19 protein-coding genes are annotated in these 18,580 nt (G+C 45.0%); 7 read left to right on the top strand and 12 right to left on the bottom strand.

Translation table 11 applies throughout. The annotated features are described in order from the left end of the window. The 4 genes from ABL924_RS14410 to ABL924_RS14395 all read left to right on the top strand — a co-directional run. A partial coding sequence (locus tag ABL924_RS14410) for a hypothetical protein (protein ID WP_349027793.1) occupies positions 1–318 on the top strand: 318 nt, incomplete at its 5' end. A 109-nt stretch (positions 319–427) separates the two neighbouring features. Then, complete coding sequence (locus ABL924_RS14405; RefSeq protein WP_349027792.1) at positions 428–640, top strand: AbrB/MazE/SpoVT family DNA-binding domain-containing protein; 213 nt, start codon at positions 428–430, stop codon at positions 638–640. A gap of 18 nt (positions 641–658) precedes the next feature. Then, a complete protein-coding gene (locus ABL924_RS14400) occupies positions 659–1,033 on the top strand; it encodes a type II toxin-antitoxin system VapC family toxin (RefSeq protein ID WP_349027791.1) in 375 nt (124 codons plus the stop codon). Between the two features lie 87 nt (positions 1,034–1,120). Beyond that, positions 1,121–2,794, top strand: coding sequence for a formate--tetrahydrofolate ligase (locus tag ABL924_RS14395; protein ID WP_349027790.1), 1,674 nt, complete (start codon positions 1,121–1,123; stop codon positions 2,792–2,794). A gap of 66 nt (positions 2,795–2,860) precedes the next feature. Here the strand turns inward: ABL924_RS14395 and ABL924_RS14390 are convergent, their stop codons facing one another. From ABL924_RS14390 to ABL924_RS14380, 3 genes are all read right to left on the bottom strand, one after another. Beyond that, positions 2,861–3,391, bottom strand: a complete 531-nt coding sequence (locus tag ABL924_RS14390) for a hypothetical protein (RefSeq protein ID WP_349027789.1) — start codon at positions 3,389–3,391, stop codon at positions 2,861–2,863. 133 nt (positions 3,392–3,524) lie between these two features. Then, a complete protein-coding gene (xseA, locus tag ABL924_RS14385) occupies positions 3,525–4,904 on the bottom strand; it encodes an exodeoxyribonuclease VII large subunit (RefSeq protein WP_349027788.1) in 1,380 nt (459 codons plus the stop codon). Beyond that, positions 4,891–5,382, bottom strand: a complete 492-nt coding sequence (locus tag ABL924_RS14380; RefSeq protein WP_349027787.1) for a flavin reductase family protein — start codon at positions 5,380–5,382, stop codon at positions 4,891–4,893. Before ABL924_RS14380 ends, xseA begins: the two co-directional genes overlap by 14 nt. Positions 5,383–5,652: 270 nt before the next feature. Between ABL924_RS14380 and ABL924_RS14375 the strand changes: the two genes are divergently transcribed. Both ABL924_RS14375 and nudE read left to right on the top strand, forming a co-directional pair. Continuing rightward, positions 5,653–6,300 carry a GNAT family N-acetyltransferase gene (locus ABL924_RS14375; protein WP_349027786.1) on the top strand — a complete coding sequence of 216 codons (648 nt, stop codon included), beginning with the start codon at positions 5,653–5,655 and terminating at the stop codon, positions 6,298–6,300. Between the two features lie 11 nt (positions 6,301–6,311). Beyond that, entirely contained in the window at positions 6,312–6,863 is a 552-nt protein-coding gene (gene nudE, locus ABL924_RS14370) for an ADP compounds hydrolase NudE (RefSeq protein ID WP_349027785.1), read from the top strand. Positions 6,864–7,077: 214 nt separating this feature from the next. Here nudE and ntrC read toward each other — a convergent pair whose 3' ends face one another. The 4 genes from ntrC to ABL924_RS14350 form a co-directional block, all read right to left on the bottom strand. After that, complete coding sequence (ntrC, locus tag ABL924_RS14365) at positions 7,078–8,511, bottom strand: nitrogen regulation protein NR(I) (protein WP_349027784.1); 1,434 nt, start codon at positions 8,509–8,511, stop codon at positions 7,078–7,080. 18 nt (positions 8,512–8,529) lie between these two features. Beyond that, a complete protein-coding gene (glnL, locus tag ABL924_RS14360) occupies positions 8,530–9,564 on the bottom strand; it encodes a nitrogen regulation protein NR(II) (RefSeq protein WP_349027783.1) in 1,035 nt (344 codons plus the stop codon). Positions 9,565–10,514: 950 nt separating this feature from the next. Then, positions 10,515–10,946 (bottom strand): hypothetical protein, encoded by a 432-nt coding sequence (locus ABL924_RS14355; RefSeq protein ID WP_349027782.1) that lies wholly within the window; start codon positions 10,944–10,946, stop codon positions 10,515–10,517. Positions 10,947–11,191: 245 nt separating this feature from the next. Continuing rightward, positions 11,192–12,175 carry a HEAT repeat domain-containing protein gene (locus ABL924_RS14350; protein WP_349027781.1) on the bottom strand — a complete coding sequence of 328 codons (984 nt, stop codon included), beginning with the start codon at positions 12,173–12,175 and terminating at the stop codon, positions 11,192–11,194. Positions 12,176–12,537: 362 nt separating this feature from the next. On the opposite strand from ABL924_RS14350, the gene ABL924_RS14345 reads away from it, so the two are divergent. Next, complete coding sequence (locus ABL924_RS14345; RefSeq protein WP_349027794.1) at positions 12,538–13,116, top strand: response regulator; 579 nt, start codon at positions 12,538–12,540, stop codon at positions 13,114–13,116. Between the two features lie 32 nt (positions 13,117–13,148). Here the strand turns inward: ABL924_RS14345 and ABL924_RS14340 are convergent, their stop codons facing one another. From ABL924_RS14340 to ABL924_RS14320, 5 genes are all read right to left on the bottom strand, one after another. Then, positions 13,149–14,630 carry an ATP-binding protein gene (locus ABL924_RS14340; RefSeq protein WP_349027780.1) on the bottom strand — a complete coding sequence of 494 codons (1,482 nt, stop codon included), beginning with the start codon at positions 14,628–14,630 and terminating at the stop codon, positions 13,149–13,151. 2 nt (positions 14,631–14,632) lie between these two features. Next, a complete protein-coding gene (locus tag ABL924_RS14335; RefSeq protein ID WP_349027779.1) occupies positions 14,633–15,214 on the bottom strand; it encodes a YfiR family protein in 582 nt (193 codons plus the stop codon). Positions 15,215–15,241: 27 nt separating this feature from the next. Next, positions 15,242–15,922: a TonB-dependent receptor gene (locus tag ABL924_RS14330; protein WP_349027778.1), complete on the bottom strand. Its 681-nt coding sequence runs from the start codon at positions 15,920–15,922 to the stop codon at positions 15,242–15,244. Further along, the gene (locus ABL924_RS14325) at positions 15,894–17,435 is read right to left on the bottom strand and encodes a TonB-dependent receptor plug domain-containing protein (protein WP_349027777.1); all 1,542 of its coding nucleotides are present in this window, start codon (positions 17,433–17,435) and stop codon (positions 15,894–15,896) included. Before ABL924_RS14325 ends, ABL924_RS14330 begins: the two co-directional genes overlap by 29 nt. A 523-nt stretch (positions 17,436–17,958) precedes the next feature. After that, the gene (locus ABL924_RS14320; RefSeq protein ID WP_349027776.1) at positions 17,959–18,402 is read right to left on the bottom strand and encodes a hypothetical protein; all 444 of its coding nucleotides are present in this window, start codon (positions 18,400–18,402) and stop codon (positions 17,959–17,961) included. Between the last annotated feature and the right edge of the window lie 178 nt (positions 18,403–18,580).

Below are 18,580 nucleotides of genomic sequence, written 5' to 3'. Positions count from 1 at the left end.
AGAGCAATTTCAATTTTTATGAAATCTAAGCTATTTAATTTGTCTTCTAATTCGGATGAAACCATAGAAAAAAATTGCTGGCAGTTAGAGAAAAAAATGACTTTTATCCATAACATTGATGTTGCTTTAATTGCAAGAATTGCATCGGGCTGTATAGATAATGATATTGAATTGAATCCAGAAATAGTTGCAAAATGTTTGTATGGAAATTACAAAAAAGATAAGTTACTAGGCTTAATCAACCAAGGATATGATCTTTACAAAGAAATTAAAAAACAATACGGCCAAAAACATGGCAATCTTCGAATAAAACAATAGTCTGTTGCTGAATAAAAAATTTCTTAATATAAGGTCATTCTCGTTAGCCACTACCGTTAATATCTGCTATATTCTTACTTTATTGGCATCGATAAGAAAGGAGCATGAAATGTCCGCTACAGCCACGCTTTCAACTAAATTTCAGATTTCAATTCCTAAATCGGTTCGGGAAGAGCTGCACTGGCAAGCGGGGCAGCAATTTGTGTTTATTCCGAAGGGCATTGGCATGTTGGTTATGCCAGTACCAAGCTTTGATGAGCTTAGGGGGATTGCTAAAGGTGCTGACACCAGTAATTACAGAGACCGTGACGACCGATATTAATAACCCTCTGAGGCACAAATGCGAGTTGTCGATACTTCGATCTGGATTGAGTGGTTAATAGATAGTCCACTTAAGCAGGCTTTCGATAAAGAATTTCCTGACGTAGTGCGTTGTGTTGTACCGACCATTGTTCAGTTAGAGTTGGATAAGTGGTTAACCCGCGAAGTTGGAGAAACAGAGGCGGAGCGGGTTATTGCTTATACGCAGTTATGTGTCGTGGCGGAACTTGATACCAAGATTGCCTTACAAGCCGCTGAACTACATCGCAAATATAAATTAGCTACCGCTGATGCCATAGTGTATGCAACTGCACTGGTTTATAAGGCAGATTTGTTGACATGCGATGCCCATTTTGAGGGCTTACCTAATGTATTATTCATCAGAAAAGCCTAGAATTGAGTCCTTGGCAAAAGATGACAAAGATATTTTTGATCGTTGAGTTGTACTCAGAAACCCATTAGCAATCTAACTTGAAACACCATGTCTGACATAGAAATCGCCCAACAGGCAAAAATGCAGCCGATCATCGGGTTGGTAAAAGAAAAATTCGGCATTGATGCCGAACACTTAGATCCTTTTGGTCATTACAAAGCCAAGCTGTCACTCGAATACGTCAATAGCCTAAAGGACAAAAAAGACGGCAAACTAATCCTGGTAACGGCCATCAGTCCGACACCTGCAGGAGAAGGCAAGACCACGACAACAGTGGGTTTGGGTGACGCCCTTAACCGGATCGGCAAAAAAGCCATTATGTGTTTGCGTGAGCCATCCCTGGGACCCTGCTTTGGTATGAAGGGTGGCGCGGCAGGTGGTGGATATTCCCAGGTTGTGCCTATGGAAGACATCAACCTGCATTTTACGGGTGATTTTCATGCGATAGGTGTAGCCCACAACCTGCTCGCCGCCCTGATTGATAACCATATCACGCAAGGCAACGCACTGGGTATTGACCCACGCCGTATCCAATGGAAGCGGGTGGTCGATATGAATGACCGCGCCTTGCGGAAAATCATTGTTGGCTTAGGCGGTACTGGCAACGGCTATGCGCGAGAAGATGGTTTCGATATTGTCGTCGCTTCCGAAGTCATGGCGATACTGTGTCTGGCGACTGGACGTGCCGATCTGAAAGAACGCTTAGGCCGCATCGTCATCGGCTATAAAGCCGACGGCAAAACAGCAGTTTACGCCAGCGACTTGAATGCACAAGGCGCAATGGCGGCTCTATTGAAAGATGCTATTAAACCGAATTTGGTACAAACACTGGAAAATAACATCGCCATTATTCATGGTGGCCCTTTTGCCAATATCGCCCACGGTTGCAACACCGTGACCGCGACTAAAACCGCTTTAAAATTGGCTGATTATGCCGTAACCGAAGCAGGATTTGGCGCAGATTTGGGCGCGGAAAAATTTATCGACATCAAATGCCGAATGGCAGACTTAAAACCTTCTGCGGTTGTGTTAGTTGCTACGGTACGGGCGTTGAAATTCCACGGCGGTGTAGATAAGGAAGATTTAAACCAGGAAAATCTAGCCGCGCTCGAAAATGGCTTTGAAAACCTGCAACGGCACTACAAGAATGTCACCCAGCATTACGGCTTGCCTTGTGTGGTGTGCGTTAATCATTTTACTTTCGATACCGAAGCTGAAATTGATCTGCTTAAGCGTTTGTGCGCCGCTTTGGGCGCAAATTGCGTCGTCTCCAAACATTGGGCTGAGGGTGGTGCTGGTGCTGAAAATCTCGCCAGGGAAATCGTGAATATCGTCGATCACCGCGAACCAGGTTGTACCTTCGTTTACGACGAAAACCTGAATTTGTGGGACAAAATTGAAGCCATCGCCACCAAACTATATGGTGCATCCAGCATTACCGCCAGTGCCAAAATTAAGGCTCAGCTTAAAACTTGGGATGAGTTGTACGGCAAATTCCCTGTCTGCATCGCCAAAACCCAAATGTCATTTTCCACCAATCCCAACCTGAAAGGTGCGCCGTCAGGTCATACCGTTGAAATAAGCGAAGTCAGGCTGGCTAATGGCGCGGGCTTTATTGTCGCCATTGCTGGCGACATGATGACCATGCCGGGATTGCCCAAGTCGCCTGCGGCAGAGCGGATTGATATTGACGATGACGGGAAGATTACGGGGTTGTTTTAGACTTAGCTAAGTGTGTAACCTCGATTCCATTTCATCAAGGCTGCGCTTAAATGAAAGAAGGAGCGGCTAAGCCAACAAGCTTTGCGACCCCATTGCTTTTTCAATCTCACCAAATAATTGCTTTTCGTTGGCGCTAAAACGCTCACCGCCGAAGCCTAAGAAACTACCTTCGGTGGTTGCCATTGCGACTTTTTCGGCAATTGACATCGCCCATTGCTTATATTCTGTTGCTTCTTCGGGCGTTGCCTTGACAGCCAACAATGCCGCCACCGCCTTACAATCTTCCACGGCTTCGGCTTGAAATTTCTCAGCAGAATCAACGCCTTTGGCTTTCATGCGCGCCACACCCCAGTCACGCACCTTTTTCATTTTGTCCATGGCTGCAGACGCATCACCCTTAGCATCGGGTAGTATGGCTCGAATTAGCGCGTTATTGGGATAATCTTTAATACCCGCCATAACGGCTTGGGCATTGGTGAACATTTCCTTTCCAGTCCCGAACAGCCCACTACTGCCAGCAAACGCCATTGCAGCGCCGATGATGTGAGGGGTGTTAGCCAGCAAGTTTAATTCTTCTTCGGTGTAATTTAGGCTCATGGGTTATCTCTCTTTCGGTTAAAAAGCCATAATCCAGTCAAATTCCGGAAACGGTCTGTCGGCATTCTAGCCTTAAAGCTCGTGAGAGCCAAGCAATACTCTGTGCCTGCCAAGTCAATCTTGTCACATTTGTTTATTCCTCAAACAACGCATTAACCTGACTGGTAAAATACCCTTTTGCAAGTCGAGTTAATACTTTATCACCTACATTCAACTGCTCGGTCGATCTGACAATCAGGCCGGAAGTCTGCTCAGTAACCAGCGCATAACCTCGGTTTAAGGTAGCTAATGGGCTTACTGCGTGTAAGGTTTGGCTGGCATTAAGTAAGCGTTGGCTGTTGTTTTTCAGGAAAATGTTGGTTGCTGATACTAAACGTTCGCTTAGATAAGCTATCTGCTGTTGATTACGTCGGATAGCTGACATTGGCGTTTGTTGCCATAATCGGGCGATTTGGGCTTCGGAGATTCTTCGGTTGTGCGTTAATCTTAACTGCACCGCTTTTTTTAGATTTAATTCAAGTTCAGCCAAGCGTTGTTGGTTGCGGGTCAGTTTTTGCTGGGGATGTTGCTGTTGCAAGCGTCCGACTAGCCAGTCTACTTTTTGCAGCTGCTGTCTAAGTAGACGCTGTAAGTGTTGTTGTAGCCGTGTTTCTAACTCATTGAATTTATATAACCATTGTTGTTGATCTGGCGTGGCGTGTTCTGCCGCCGCTGACGGTGTTGCTGCGCGTAAGTCGGCTACAAAATCAGCTATGGTCACATCGGTTTCATGGCCGACACCGGAAATAACCGGAATCTGGCTGGCATAGATTGCCCTGGCGACTATTTCCTCATTGAACGCCCACAAGTCTTCCAACGAGCCGCCGCCCCGTGCCAAAATCAGCACATCACACTGTTTTAGTGTGTTAGCCGTGGCGATTGCCTTGGCAATCTCGAACTTGGCATTTTCGCCTTGAACAGCAACCGGATAGATGATGACGGGTACGGCGGCAAAACGTCGGCGTAGTACCGTCAGAATATCCTGGATGGCGGCTCCCGATGGCGAGGTGATAACACCAATCGCTTTAGGCAGAAGGGGTAAGTCTTTTTTGTTTATCGCCGAAAACAACCCTTCTTCGGACAATTTGAGTTTGAGCGCATCAAATGCCCGTCGTAATACGCCATCGCCAGATTCTTCCAGGTATTCGACGATGAGCTGGTAATCGCCCCTGGGTTCGTACAGGCTAACCTGCGCCTTGACGACGACCTGTTTGCCGTTTTCTGGCTTGAATGACTGTCTGCGTTGACCACGGAACATCGCACAACGAACCTGCGCGTTGGCATCCTTTAACGTAAAATAACAGTGTCCAGATGCGGGGATGCTTAGATTGGAAATTTCGCCCTCGACAAAAATCGAAAGAAAATGCTCGCCGAGCAAAGCACCGGTTTCACGGTTAAGCTGGCTGACGGTGTAGATTATTTGCTGCACGGAAAATAAGTATGAAGTTTGGTGACATTTTTTAGTCTGCGGCATCGGCTAATTGCCGATAATGGCTTCGGAAATACAACAACGGTTCTCCCGAGCGGCAACTCGCTTCCTGTACCTCCCCGATGATAACCCAGTGCGTACCTGCCCGAACTTTTTCTATAACCTTACATTCCATCGACATAATGCTGTCATCCAAGATAGGCACACCTGTGCTGCCCGTATGCCAAGCAGCATTGGCAAAACGCTCTTCCTGACTACTACCGCCGGAAAAATTATTGGAAACTTCCTGCTGATTGGCATTCAAAATATTCACGGCAAAACGCTGGTTTTGGTCGATATTTTCCCCAGTATCTGCTGATTGGTTAACGCATACCAAAATTTGCGGCGGCTCGGCGGAAACACTGGAAAATGCGGTCACTGTCATGCCGCGCACTCCAAATTTCTCTGAGTGCGAAGTGACCACGGCGACACCGCTCGCCCACAGTTGTAAGGCTTTTTTAAAATCTTCCGAACCTACCACCATTCATTTCTCCAGTTTTTGTTGATGCTTGGGATAACGTTAAGTTTTGACAGAAGAAGCTACGAAATCCAGCGGACACATTAAAATACAGGCGATATGGTACAACACAAAGAAGCACTGGGTAATTATTGCTCATAGAAAAGGATAATAAGTACACCTAAAACCGAATTGGACCTGTTTCCACGTCCCTATCAGATATTTTTACATGTCATCAGCCCTCAAACGGCCTGGTATCGGATAAAATATCGACATTTACCTGCCGTGATTACACTCATGACCAAAAATATCCGCATCGAAAGAAAAAGCGGTACTGCCCTGCTACCGTACATCCCCGAACTCGCTCGTTTACGGATAGAGGTATTTCGTGATTTTCCCTATCTGTATGACGGGACTCTCGAGTATGAAAAAAAGTACCTCCAGACTTACATTGACCATCCTGAAAGCGTGATTGTGCTAGCTTTTAACGACGATAGGATTGTCGGTGCAGCCACCGCAATTCCGATGAAATATGAAACGGACGAGCTAAAAAAGCCGTTTCTCGATAATGGCTATAATCTGGATGAAGTGTTTTATTGTAGTGAGTCCGTGCTAAATAAAGCTTACCGTGGCTTGGGTTTGGGAGTTCGATTCTTTGAGGAACGGGAAGCCCATGCTGAAGAGTTGGGCGGCTTTAAGCACATTACTTTTTGCTGTGTAGAACGCCCTATCGATCATCCCAGGCGACCTTCCAACTATATGCCGTTGGATAAGTTCTGGAACAAACGCGGCTATGTTAAGCATCCTGAGCTGAAAACTACTTATTTTTGGAAAGATTTGGACGATGAAGACGAAACCGCTAAACCCATGACATTTTGGCTCAAACATGACCACCTTTCATTATTGGAAACATTGATAGCTGGTATAGCTAAACCTTACGCTTGAATAGAGGCACAATGCCCGAAAAACCGATTATCCTTAAAAAAACCACGATTGCCACCAGCCGCTTGTTCCGTATTGAATCATTGGAGATTGAATTCAGCAACGGGGAGCAGCGCAATTACGAACGCTTGGCACGAGGCAATACCGGCGGTGGGGCGGTGTTGGTTGTGCCTATGCTAGATGACGATACGGTATTGCTTATTAGGGAATATTCGGCGGGCGTGCATCGTTATGAACTGGGTTTGCCTAAAGGTAAGATCGATGCCGGGGAATCTTTTTTTGATGCCGCCAACAGGGAATTGAAGGAGGAAGTCGGTTACGGCGCAAGGCATCTCTATCACTTGAGCTCCTTTTCTATTGCACCATCGTACCTGGAACACATGACAGAAATCATTATCGCCACGGATTTATACACCGAAAAATTACTAGGCGACGAACCAGAAGAATTGGAAGTTGTGCCGTGGAAATTGGCTGACATTAATAGCTTGTTGGCGACAGGAGAATGCACCGAGGCACGTTCGATTGCGGCGTTGTTTATGGCGTTCGAACATTTAAAGAAACCTTGAGATTGTGGTCTCGTTTATGGTTCGACATGTATGGTAATGCTTGTATGGAAAGCCCAAGAGTATCGGGGGGATAAAAGGGGGTCGAGATGGAGGGACATCGACAGTATTCTTGCCCAAAAGGATGAGATTAAGAACTTAGCAGGGAAGTAGCAATTAATTTCGATTTCGTTGTACTTCATCGGGGCCAACTTTGGACTAATAAGCGAATCAATATTCACTCCTCAATACCCAGCTCCTTTACTTTACGGGTCAACGTATTCCGGCCATAGCCCAGTAACAACGCGGCTTCGTGTCGCCGTCCCCGGGTAAAGTCCAGGGCGGCCTTGATTAGTATGGTTTCCACGATGGGGATGGTTTGTTTGGCGACATCACTGTGGCTGGACGCGCCGGATTGGGCGCGTTTGATGAGTTGTTGGTCAATCCAGTTTCTAAGTGATGTCTCCCAATCGGTTACAGCGCCTTCTGTAGCCAACGTTGTATTAAGCAATTCAGGTGGTAGGTCGTCCAGTTGGATTTCCCGCCCAGATGCCATCACGGTCAACCAACGGCAACTGTTCTCCAATTGCCTGACGTTTCCAGGCCATTCTAAGGTGCTTAAAAACCCCTCTGCTTCCGATGTCAGCAATTTAACTTCTGTGTTAAGTTCCTGCGCGGCTTGGGCTAAAAAATGACGCAGTAATAAGGGAATGTCTTGTTTTCGTTCCCGTAGTGCCGGAATATGGATGCGGATGACGTTTAAGCGGTGAAACAAATCTTCCCGAAATCGACCTTGCTCCACCAGTATTTCAAGATTCTGGTGGGTTGCGGCAATAATTCGGACATCGACTTTTACTGCTGAATGCCCACCGACCGGATAAAATTCCCCGTCGGAAAGCACTCTCAGCAATCGCGTTTGCAGTTCTGCCGGCATATCGCCGATTTCGTCGAGAAATAATGTGCCGCCGTTAGCTTGTTCAAACCGACCGGAACGACGCGCTTGTGCGCCCGTAAAAGAACCTTTCTCGTGACCAAACAACTCCGATTCCATTAGGTCTTTTGGAATAGCTGCCATATTCAAGGCAATAAAAGGCTTTTTGGCTCTAGGGCTGTGCCGATGCAGGGCTTTGGCAACTAATTCCTTGCCCGTGCCGGATTCTCCATTAATAAGTACGGTAATGTGGGATCGCGCTAATCGACCGATGGCACGAAACACTTCCTGCATGGCGGGTGCTGCACCGATAATTTCTGGCGTTGCAGCAAGCGTAGCCGGCTCTTTTTGTTCATCCAGCTTATGTCTTCGTCCATGCTGAACGGCTCTGTGGGCAAGGTCAACGACCTCCTTAATATCGAAGGGTTTGGGCAGGTATTCAAACGCGCCGCCATGAAATGCTGAAACTGCGCTTTCAAGGTCTGAGTGTGCGGTCATAACAATCACCGGCAAATCAGGGTGGCTAATCTGAATTTTGTCCAACAACTGCAAACCATCCATGCCCGGCATTCGTATGTCGGTAATCAAGGCATCTGGCGTGTCGGTATTCAAGGCATCTAGTAAGTCTCTGGCAGCAGAAAAATTCCGAGTGCTGATGTCTGCCTTTTGCAGTGCTTTTTCGACCACCCAACGGATAGACTTGTCGTCATCAACAATCCAGACAGTTTCAGGCTTGCTCATTGCCAATTCTCCTTGCGCTTATATGGGTAAAATAATCGAAAAAACCGTACTGCCAGGTTCGCTGTGGCATTCGATCAGGCCGTTATGTTGATTAATCAATGACTGTGCAATAGATAAGCCCAAGCCCGTGCCATCTGCACGCCCCGTAATCATCGGGTAAAAAATTCGTTCCTTAAGATCAGGGTCAATGCCAGAGCCATTATCGATAATGTCTACTTTTACCGCCAATTTATGGTGCTGCCGACCGATAACCTGGTTTCTCTGAATACGGGACTTAAGAATAATTTGACCCTTGCCATCCAGTGCTTGCACCGCATTTTTAGCGATATTCAACACCGCTTGTATTAACAAATTCCGGTCTGCACGAATATCAGGAATACTGGGGTCATAATCGCAAATAATCTTCACGCTGCCCGACGTTTCGGCATCCACCAGTTGTCTGACCCGTTCCAGCACTTCGTGAACATTAATTACTGTAAAGTCAGGCGGTTTATTAGGCCCTAGCAATTTATCCATCAAGCCTTGCAGACGATCAGATTCAGCAATGATGATCTGGGTATATTCTTTAAGGTCGGGATCTTCCAGCTCCATGTTTAACAATTGAGCTGCGCCGCGTAGACCGCCCAAGGGATTTTTTATCTCATGTGCGAGCCCTCTCACCAGTAATCTGGCGGTATTTTGTTGGCTAAGTAGTTGCTCTTCCTTAGAAATGCGCAAATGATTATCCATCCGTTGCAATTCAACCAGAATCTCGTTAACTCGGTCATCCACCAGCAAAGGCGTGGCACACAGATTGACGGTAAAGCTTTGCCCCATACGATCCAGTATTAGCTCATGATCGACCAAAGGTTCAGCCATTGTCAGGCATTGCTGTAAATTGATTAGCAATGCTGGATCAGAGAATTTGAATAACTCCGTTGCACCAACACCGACCAAATGGCGTGCACTATCCGCAAGCAAAATTTCTGCTGCCGTGTTTACATAAACAAGGCTTAAGTCACTATTGAATAACAAGGTAGCGGTATTGAGGTGATCCAGTATGCGTTTGAACATGGTTTTTGGGTCAGAGTTTTATATGGAATAATGACTTCTAAAAAATAAAGCAATTTACAGACCATATTTGGAATAATAGTTAGCTTGCTTGATTATCCGGCACACATTCTGCTAACTGATTGATATAATGATACAAATCAAAAAATAACAAACTCACATTCGCCAGCACGGAAAACAGATCATAATGGGAATAGAATTAATGCACCATTGTAGTGCAATTAACTAGGACATGGATATAAATTGTAAATTCCAGAATAAATAGGCAGTCGTAAGAATTATGTTGCGACCAAATTTGATGATGAGAGGGTTCAATCGACCCACACCGAGTATTGAACCAAAAATCCAATTTTCCTAATAGCGGTCATTCGTCTATAGGACAATTTTAAAAGATACCTGCCCAAAACCATGAGTACAAGCAAGGATGCGGTTATCATGGAAACCTCTAATAATCCCCTCTCCCTCTGGGGGAGGGCTAGGGCGAGGGATATAATTGCTTGATTTTATCACCTTTATCCCGGTCTTTTCCCAGAGGGAGAAGGAGCTTTTTGAATTTTTAGAGTTTCCCTCATGATGACATTGGGTTTATTTGGATTCATGTAAGCTCTCTTGCGGCGTAAATATTTATATTGAAAGCCCGTGATACCAGTCCCAAGCACTTCTGAGGGTTAATGGGAACGCTCTCCTTACCGGCGCGATATCTCTAGCCCATCTTCGTCTCCAAGGTTTAGAAAATATAATCTGGGCAAACGGTTAATCACTTATCTTTGCCTACAACTAAAACAAGCCAAGATAAAAAGCCCCTGCTAGAAATTATCAGGCAAGGGCTTAGGTTTATCACTCAGTTGGCATCGGCTAGCCCGACGGCAAATCGATTTTATCAGATTACACTAAGGTGTTAATCTTCCATATAAAAATTAATGCGCCATCGGGTTGGCCTAAGGTGAACCTCTTTAATTTGAAGCGTCTATGAACAACTGGACATTGTTCAAATCATCGGCACCATTGATTGCAGTATCTCCGTTAACGTCAACTCTGCCGTTCAAGATATCGACTTCTCGCCTAGACGGAACGCCTGCTGCATCCTCGACGGTCAGGTCACAGTTTCTGACATCATCATCGTTTTGGATCAAATTATCTTCGGTGACATCCACTAAACCGTTGATGATCCTTACCCTGGAAGGAGCAGCGTCGTCACACCACAACCAGACATTGTTCCTGTCGTCGGCGTTTGAGACACCACCACCATTCACGTCTACGTTACCGTTAATAATGTTCGCTGCATCTGGAACAGCGGCTTCCACGGCAGAAGCCGCCATAACAGCCATTCCAAACATCAAGGGTAAAACAAGCTTGCGTGCAATAGAATTGTATTGAGTTTTCATGATAATATTCTCCTGCCGTTATTTAATTTAACGGTCATCAATAGTAAAAATAATAAATACTGGCGGGACTACCTTGTTCCCATCAGCCCAGGCTTCAAATCACTACATTTGCCGCCTGATTCAGATGTTTTTCAATCCTGCTACGATTGAAAACAGCGATACCTTCCTGGTATCTTCAGCAGGCTTTTCGGAGCATTTCTTTTCCGACAAGTCTGCAGATTCTTTTTCACCCTGAAGTTTTATAACTACAGGGCAGGTAAATCGTTTAGCTCTTCTTTGTTGGTTATTTGTTTTAACCGTTCTGCGGCAATGTCCTGAACTAATTGATCTGGATTTGTTAGCGCTTCTTTTAACAGGGCAATACCTTGCCCTTCAGGAACCACATTCTCGACCGCTTTTTTTCGCACTTCGGCATCAATATCCTGGAGCGTCCGCCGCAGATGCTCCGTGGCCTGTTCACCTTCTTTATTGGCTAGCGCATGCACTGCGTACCCCCGAACACTGGGCTCTTTATCTTTAAGCGCCGCTTCAAGCGTTTGTTCTATAGCCGTATCATCTATTTGATTCGCCACAAGGCTGGTCATAGCTTCAATCCGTGACTCCGGATTGATATCATTTCGTGCTTTCTCGACGAGCGCATCCACAATTTCTTTTTCTTTATCGAAAGAATATTCCTCTAGCTCAACGCGTTGATTTTTCGGAATACTGCCAGAAGTTACCTTCATTGTTTGTACACCATGACCTAGGAAGCTGCCTAGCACCCAAATTTCCTTCGGCATTTCAAAACCGTGCAACCCGTCTTTTGGGTAGTGAAAGACAAAATCCATCCCCGGACCGAACAACTGGCCTAAGGTTTCCATTAAAGTGTTCTCTGGGATTGACACCGAAACCTCCGATTTCATGGGCAGGTAACCATATATGAGGATATGTGTTACTTCCTCCAGCCTTTTAATCAATTTTTTCCATGAGATATGTTTGGCTTCAATACTCAGCCGGTTTCCTTGCAGATTAATGTTTAAAATTTCGTTGTTTACTGATGTAGCGAACGATTTCGGTGTCTCTGCCTGGGCAATTGCGGTTTCAGAACCGGTTAACAGCCACAAGCCGAAAAAAAATACTATGCCTTTATTTTTCGCCCAGGGCTTTGGTAATGCCAGACTTGGCGTTTTAATCTCCAAGAGCAATAGCGCGTCGTCTATTGTTGAGCTTGATTGATTGATTAAAGCCATAACTCACCTGTTTTTTAATACATTATTGAAAATACCTTGCCATTTTTATCTCAACATCCTATCTGTCGCTGAAAATCCTGGAAACGTAGCGTTAGCGGAGTGAAGATTTTTAGTCCCCAGAAGCGATAGTGCTGTGTGTTTTCACGAAGCGCTGTTTGCGGCGTGAAAATGCACAGCTTTACGACATCGCGTCGAGTCATTGCGCAACGATGTCCCATACCCCTTGTCGGGTATGGGACGAGGGTAGCAGGACGGCTGGGGCAGCCGCAGGCATTGGCGGTCGCGTTAAGTTTTTGCCGCTTGTTTGGACAGGATGTCCTCAAAACAAGCTTTCGCAAAAATAGCGACTCCCCGCGCCCGATATTGCTCTTCTCGACGTAGGCCTTCAGGATGAACGCGACGGGGGGTTTAAACTCTGTTCGGATTTGCGCCGATTGGCGCCAAAACTGCCGATTATTTTTTTGACGTCGCGGGATGATGAAATAGACCGGATTTCAGGACTGCGCTTAGGCGCCGATGATTACATCACTAAGGATGCAAGCATCAACTTTCTGATGGTCAGAATTGAAGCGTTATTTCATCGCATAGAAGTGATTACCCAAAGCGAACTTCCTGAATTAAAGATACAACAAGATAATTCAGAGTTTGGCCCGCTCAGATTAGATAAGAAATTATTAAAAGCGGTCTGGAAAAATACTCCAATAGATATAACCTTAACCCAATTCTGGATGCTTTGTGAGCTGGTGGATAATCCTGGAGAAGTAAAAACCTGCGATAAATTGATGCAAGCGGCACATATTTGCGTAGAGCCGAACACCATCACTGCGCATATTAAAACGATCCGCGCCCGGTTTCGCGATATTGACAGCGATTTTGATTGCATCAAAACCGAACGTTCAGCCGGTTATCGCTGGTTAGATATCCGTTTGATTACAGCTTAATAATCAATTCTTCTCTTTTTAAGGCGTCGAATTTAGTTGACCAATTGTGGTATTTTTACTGTAAAGATTGCACCCGCTTTGTCTGGTAAGTCGCTTGCTTGTACCCAGCCGCCATGTCCTTCGGTAATCAATTTGACCAAATAAAGCCCTAAACCCAAATTATCGCTTTTCCAATGCCCAGCATCCCGCAGCGAGACAAAAAGATCGAATATCTTGTCTTTGTCGTCTGGCAGCTTGACACCCTCATTAATTACCGATATTTCCGCAATGCCAGCGTTATTCAACAGATTGACAGTCACCGGAGTACGTAAGTGGCTGTGTTCAATGGCATTGTTAACCAAATTATCCAGTAATTGTCTGAGGCGGTCTTCATTACCCATAATATTCAAATGGTGGTCGATATCGCCAATGAATTGGTACTGCGGATAGGATAATTTATATTCATCAATTTGCGATTTAACAATCAGCCCCAAATTTACCGGGTTTAACGGCTCTTTATAAATCATCGCCTCCAAACTGCTCGCATTACTGACACTCGTCAATAAGATATTCATGTAATTCAGGCTTTTTTTGGCTCGCTCCAGATAAATATTGATACTCGGCTGTTGTGACCGACGTTCAATAAGCTCTAGGGAGCTTTTCACGCCTATCGATGCATTTTTCAGTTCATGCTTTAAAAACTTTGCCATATTTTCCAGCCATTGTATGCGGCGGTTATTAGCCTCGGTCAATTCTCCGGTACGCTCATCAACCAAAATCTCAAGATGTTTACTGTATTCGGCTAGTTTTTGGTCGCGTATTTCAATTTGCTCCAGCATAGTATTAAAGCTGTTGATTAAATTACCGAGTTCATCACTGGAATAAATTGGAATCCGCACCGAGTAATCGTCATCTTTTGCAAGTGTGCTAGTCACTGCCTGTAAATCTAAAATGGGTGTCGAAATCAGCTTGTGCAAACGGGTAGACACGGCAAAACTTAAGGCAAAACAGCCTAGAAGGGTAATAACCACCCAACTCAGGTAACGTAGTAATTTTACAAAAAAAGTGGTCATGTCGGATTGGATTTGCACTGTTCCAATCTGTTTGTTTTCAAAATTAATATCGTTGGAAACCTCAATCGTACCGGCAAATTTTCCGGCAGAGACAAAGTGCAGGATTCTTGTCAACCTTGAAGAGTCTTGCTGTTGCAGGGATGAATTTCCGGCAGTGGTTTTATATTCGGCAAATAGCAAGCCATCCTCTTGATAAATTGCCGCATACACAATGTCTTTTTTCGTCGCTAACGCATTTAAATTTTCGTTTGCGGTGCGCGGATCGTTAAATGTCAATGAACCGGTACTGCGAGAGCCTATTACCTGTGCCAAAGTCGCCAATTCAGCCTCGATATCGTGACGCATGGTGACCGCTTCATTAATTGAGATTACGACAGCCATAACAAAAATCCCAATACTGGCAGACAACATCATCATGGCGATCAGCTTGGTTTTGATGGGCAGGTTGCGCAATGTCATCATGATTAATTACGCTCCTCATTTGAGGTTTTAACCATGGTCGCGAGCTCTATTATCTTCGAACTCATGGTTAGTTTGGCTTGCTTGATCGCCCCCAGATTGATTTCGAATTTTATATGATCGCCCGATTTAATCAGGGTAATCATGCCGCCACGGCTGGAAAAGCCTGGAATATCACTGATGGTTAAAATAGGGAATTGTTGTAGCGAATTGAGGAGCGTTGTCATCCTGTGCGTTTCGGAAGCGCTGATAAATGCCACATGGCAATGATTTAATGATTCTTCTGATAATACCCCGCTGTGATAAACCTCAACATGGATGCTTTTGTCTTTGGCAGGCTGGCCTTGGATGGTATCCAAAGCAGGCTGTCCAAAGGGATTTTTACCTATAATACAGAACTCTAAGGTGTCGTTGCTCTCTGTTAATTTTTCTTCCGGCCAGTCGGTAAACAGGGTAAATTTGTAACTGTATAAGGCTTTGAGGGTGTCTTCGCTAACAATGTTTTCTTGGGCGAACGCCGTTAAGGAAATAACAGCAGTCAGGATTAAGACTGCTAGAAACCTTAAGGCGTTATTGATGTGTTCCACAAAAAATGCGATAGCCAGTAAATGTTTTTAAAATTTCAAGTTGCCCTGAAGCCAAAACATCCGTTCGACTTGTAAAGGGTTTGGAGAACTTCCATCGTAAAACTCCGGATGCTGCGAATCGTTCAGGTTATTGGCAATAAACGCCAGCTCCAGGTTTTTATTGGGCTTCCAGGCCAAGCGCGCATCCAAGGTAAGGTAACTGGGGATGGTTTGAGCTTTGAGGACACCCGAAGCAGCATCGGCATAGCGTAACCAAAAGTCGATTTCAAATGCAGGGGAGATATCGAAGGAGCTTCTGAAGTTCACCAGAAACCGCGGATCCTGGCTGATAGTATCAACAGTAGTATTTTCAAGTTTTCGTATAGATTTAATATCAAAATCCATAAAGCTTGAGCTGAGTTGAAAACGCACCCAGTCAGCTGGCCGCCAAACAACTGCGGCTTCCAATCCCAGGGACGTACTTTTTTTTATCGGTTGTTCGGGAAACCAATCACCAAATTCATTGTTAGGAGAAAGATGGCTATTGTTTTGGTTATAGTATGCCGCGACATCTAAGGAAAACCTGTCTGAGTTCCAATAGCGGTAACCTAACTCATAACTGATCACCTCGTCGGATGTGAATTTTTCGTATTGTTTAAAATTGAACACCTGGACAGATTTATCGGTTGATGGATCTACCCTAACAGGTAACGATATTAAATCTGTCACTGAAGGTAATCTTACCGCGCGGGAAACTCCTGCCCATACTCGATCGCTGAAAATCGTGGAAACGTAGCGTGAGCGGAGTGAAGATTTTTAGTCCCCAGAAGCGATAGGGCTGGGCGATTCCACGCAGCGCGGTTTGCGGAGTGGAATTGCAAAGCATTCCGACATCGCGTCGAGTCATTGCGCAACCAGTTTTATGCCCCTTGTTGGGCATAAAACGCGTGTAGCAGGACGGCTGGGGCAGCCGCAGGCATTGGCTGCCGCGTAGTTTTTGCTGATTTTTCGAGCAGGAGCCCGGAAAAATCTTTCGCAAAAATAGCGGCACTATCAGCTGATTAGCTGCTTTCCAAAGGAGTCGGATAGAAGGTTCAATTTCAAAGTTGTTATTATTGTGGTGTTCGAATTTGCTGCCGAAAGTGATTTCCAAATCCTCGTTCCAGCGCCATTTATCCTGAAATAAAGCACTGAAGCGATTGTTTTGAAACGTTTTTGGGAAATATTCAGATCTAGTTACTGTATTCTCATCACCTTGAAACGGTTTCAGCTGCACTAAACTTAGGCGGTAATTTAAGCCCCAGGTCAATTCATGCGCTTCATTTAAGGCAAGAACGTGCTGAAAATCCCAATCGAATGTTTCACTCTCGACAGACCGGTTTTGAGCCTGATTTTCTTGAAAAGTATCATAAAAAAATTGCGCCGACATGCGTGATGCCAAGGATTGATTGTAGTTCCAACGCGCCAGAATATTACCGCCTTTTTTTGCGACGCGGTTTGACTCAAAACCATTGATAAGGGCTTGATAATCTTGACCGGTAGTATCGTCTTTGTCTTCCTTTATTCTTTTAGCATTATTTTCATCATAGATACCGTAATAGACATCACCTTGCGCCATCAAGGCGTGCTTGCCGTCGGCATTCGCCCAATCCACGCGAAAGCCCCCACGTCCTGAAGTCCATTCTTCGTTGGCATCGTTGCCGAACTTGTTGGCAAAGCTTTCATCGCGCAGGAACTTGCCGTAAACGCGCGCATAGCCCTGATCGGTAAATTGCCAACCCTTTCTAAGCCCAGCGCCATATTTATCGCCGCCAAACAGCGTCACACTGCCCTCTTTCGTGTCAGCGGAATGCTTGGTGATAATGTTGATTACGCCATTGCTCGCATTCGCACCCCACACGCTGGCACCGGGGCCGCGGATAATTTCAATGCGCTCGATATCATCCAGAACCCGGTCTTGAATCTCCCAAAACACGCCTTTATGAATCGGCGAATACAACGACCGGCCATCCATCAACACCAATAATTTATCCGCGATCAGGCCGTTGAAGCCACGGGCGGAAATCGCCCACTTTGTAGAACTGATCTGGGCAACATGCAAGCCCGGCACCATACGCAACGCCTCGGGGATGGTGGTCGCCCCGGAACGGCGAATATCGTCCTGCGAGATCACATAAGCCGCCGCCGCAGTATCGGTCAACTGTTGTTCGCTGCGGGTTGCGGTGACCACTTTGCTGTCCATCAGTTCTTCGATGCTTAATTTTCCTAAGCCCTCAGTGTCTTTTGCCAGCCCGTTAACTGGGCAAATACAGCAACAAATTGTCCATAAAAAAACGGTATTGATCCATTTAGTTATTTTTTTTGGTATCAAGACGACCTCAAGAGAACTTGATTTAAGCGTTTAATTATTTTATTGATAATTAAAGAAAATTAGCAAGTTATTCTTTCAAAGTGGTAAATCGAGGATTGCTTTAGACTGGGTAAAATCAATAAAGTGAATAAGACTTGAACCTTAAATTCTAAGATATCAATTGTTCTATTAATATCCCTTGTTTTTAAAGTCTACGTTAGATGATTTCCACTTTGAGTAAAAATTTGATGACCAAAAAAATCCTGACAAAATTAAGTAATATTATTAACATTAGTGTCCAAAGCCCCATATTCAACATTTGAGACCCCACTACAACAATATCAAACGAAAAAATGCTAATCACTTGGAAACATTACCTAATCCTTAGAAAGCTCTCGCATTAAGCCAACCAAATTCATTGGTTTGTTTTTATTTGTGGATTAGCAAGAGTAAGAGGTTTGCCAAGACTATTTAGGCACAGCAATTGGACTGTATAATCTTCCGTGCCAGTAGTTGATTTATTGACTACTAATGAATAAATGCCTTGACCATCAGTGTTAGTTGCAGGAGCCGATCCGGTGGGTGTACTCTCGGTGTCAGCGACTGTCGAGGTCGGACTGCCGTCTTTACCAATTGTTGCATAAACAGTTGCCAAAGAATTACGAATGGTGTTTAGATCCATCACGTTGATTTGGACTTTTGCTGTAACTGTCGGACAAGTAAAAGCATAGGAATCCGCCGCGACTATAGACGTACCCAGCGTTCCCGATACTGTTGCGGCTTCTGTTGTTAAGGATGCAACGACACCTGCAAGCAAGGTAAAAGCCAAGGTTATTGCTTTTAGTGTTTTGAATATCATAATGTAATCCCCTACCGTAAAAATATTTAACGGCTATTTATAGTAAAAAATAGACTGGTATGCGCTTTCTACTCCCATCTGAGGGAATTTAACTTAAGGGAACCTCTAATAATCCCCTCTCCCTCTGGGAGAGGGCTAGGGTGAGGGATATAATTGCTTGATTTTATTACCCTCATTC

The sequence above is a fragment of the Methyloglobulus sp. genome (genome assembly GCF_040079455.1).
Taxonomy (GTDB): domain Bacteria; phylum Pseudomonadota; class Gammaproteobacteria; order Methylococcales; family Methylomonadaceae; genus Methyloglobulus.
This window is presented reverse-complemented; position numbering and strand designations above follow the sequence as displayed.

Coding starts and splice junctions, on each gene's coding strand:
- ABL924_RS14405 (WP_349027792.1), top strand. CDS start 428: ATGTCCGCTACAGCCACGCTTTCAACTAAATTTCAGATTTCAATTCCT.
- ABL924_RS14400 (WP_349027791.1), top strand. CDS start 659: ATGCGAGTTGTCGATACTTCGATCTGGATTGAGTGGTTAATAGATAGT.
- ABL924_RS14395 (WP_349027790.1), top strand. CDS start 1,121: ATGTCTGACATAGAAATCGCCCAACAGGCAAAAATGCAGCCGATCATC.
- ABL924_RS14390 (WP_349027789.1), bottom strand. CDS start 3,391: ATGAGCCTAAATTACACCGAAGAAGAATTAAACTTGCTGGCTAACACC.
- xseA (WP_349027788.1), bottom strand. CDS start 4,904: ATGCCGCAGACTAAAAAATGTCACCAAACTTCATACTTATTTTCCGTG.
- ABL924_RS14380 (WP_349027787.1), bottom strand. CDS start 5,382: ATGGTGGTAGGTTCGGAAGATTTTAAAAAAGCCTTACAACTGTGGGCG.
- ABL924_RS14375 (WP_349027786.1), top strand. CDS start 5,653: ATGACCAAAAATATCCGCATCGAAAGAAAAAGCGGTACTGCCCTGCTA.
- nudE (WP_349027785.1), top strand. CDS start 6,312: ATGCCCGAAAAACCGATTATCCTTAAAAAAACCACGATTGCCACCAGC.
- ntrC (WP_349027784.1), bottom strand. CDS start 8,511: ATGAGCAAGCCTGAAACTGTCTGGATTGTTGATGACGACAAGTCTATC.
- glnL (WP_349027783.1), bottom strand. CDS start 9,564: ATGTTCAAACGCATACTGGATCACCTCAATACCGCTACCTTGTTATTC.
- ABL924_RS14355 (WP_349027782.1), bottom strand. CDS start 10,946: ATGAAAACTCAATACAATTCTATTGCACGCAAGCTTGTTTTACCCTTG.
- ABL924_RS14350 (WP_349027781.1), bottom strand. CDS start 12,175: ATGGCTTTAATCAATCAATCAAGCTCAACAATAGACGACGCGCTATTG.
- ABL924_RS14340 (WP_349027780.1), bottom strand. CDS start 14,630: ATGATGACATTGCGCAACCTGCCCATCAAAACCAAGCTGATCGCCATG.
- ABL924_RS14325 (WP_349027777.1), bottom strand. CDS start 17,435: ATGGACAGCAAAGTGGTCACCGCAACCCGCAGCGAACAACAGTTGACC.
- ABL924_RS14320 (WP_349027776.1), bottom strand. CDS start 18,402: ATGATATTCAAAACACTAAAAGCAATAACCTTGGCTTTTACCTTGCTT.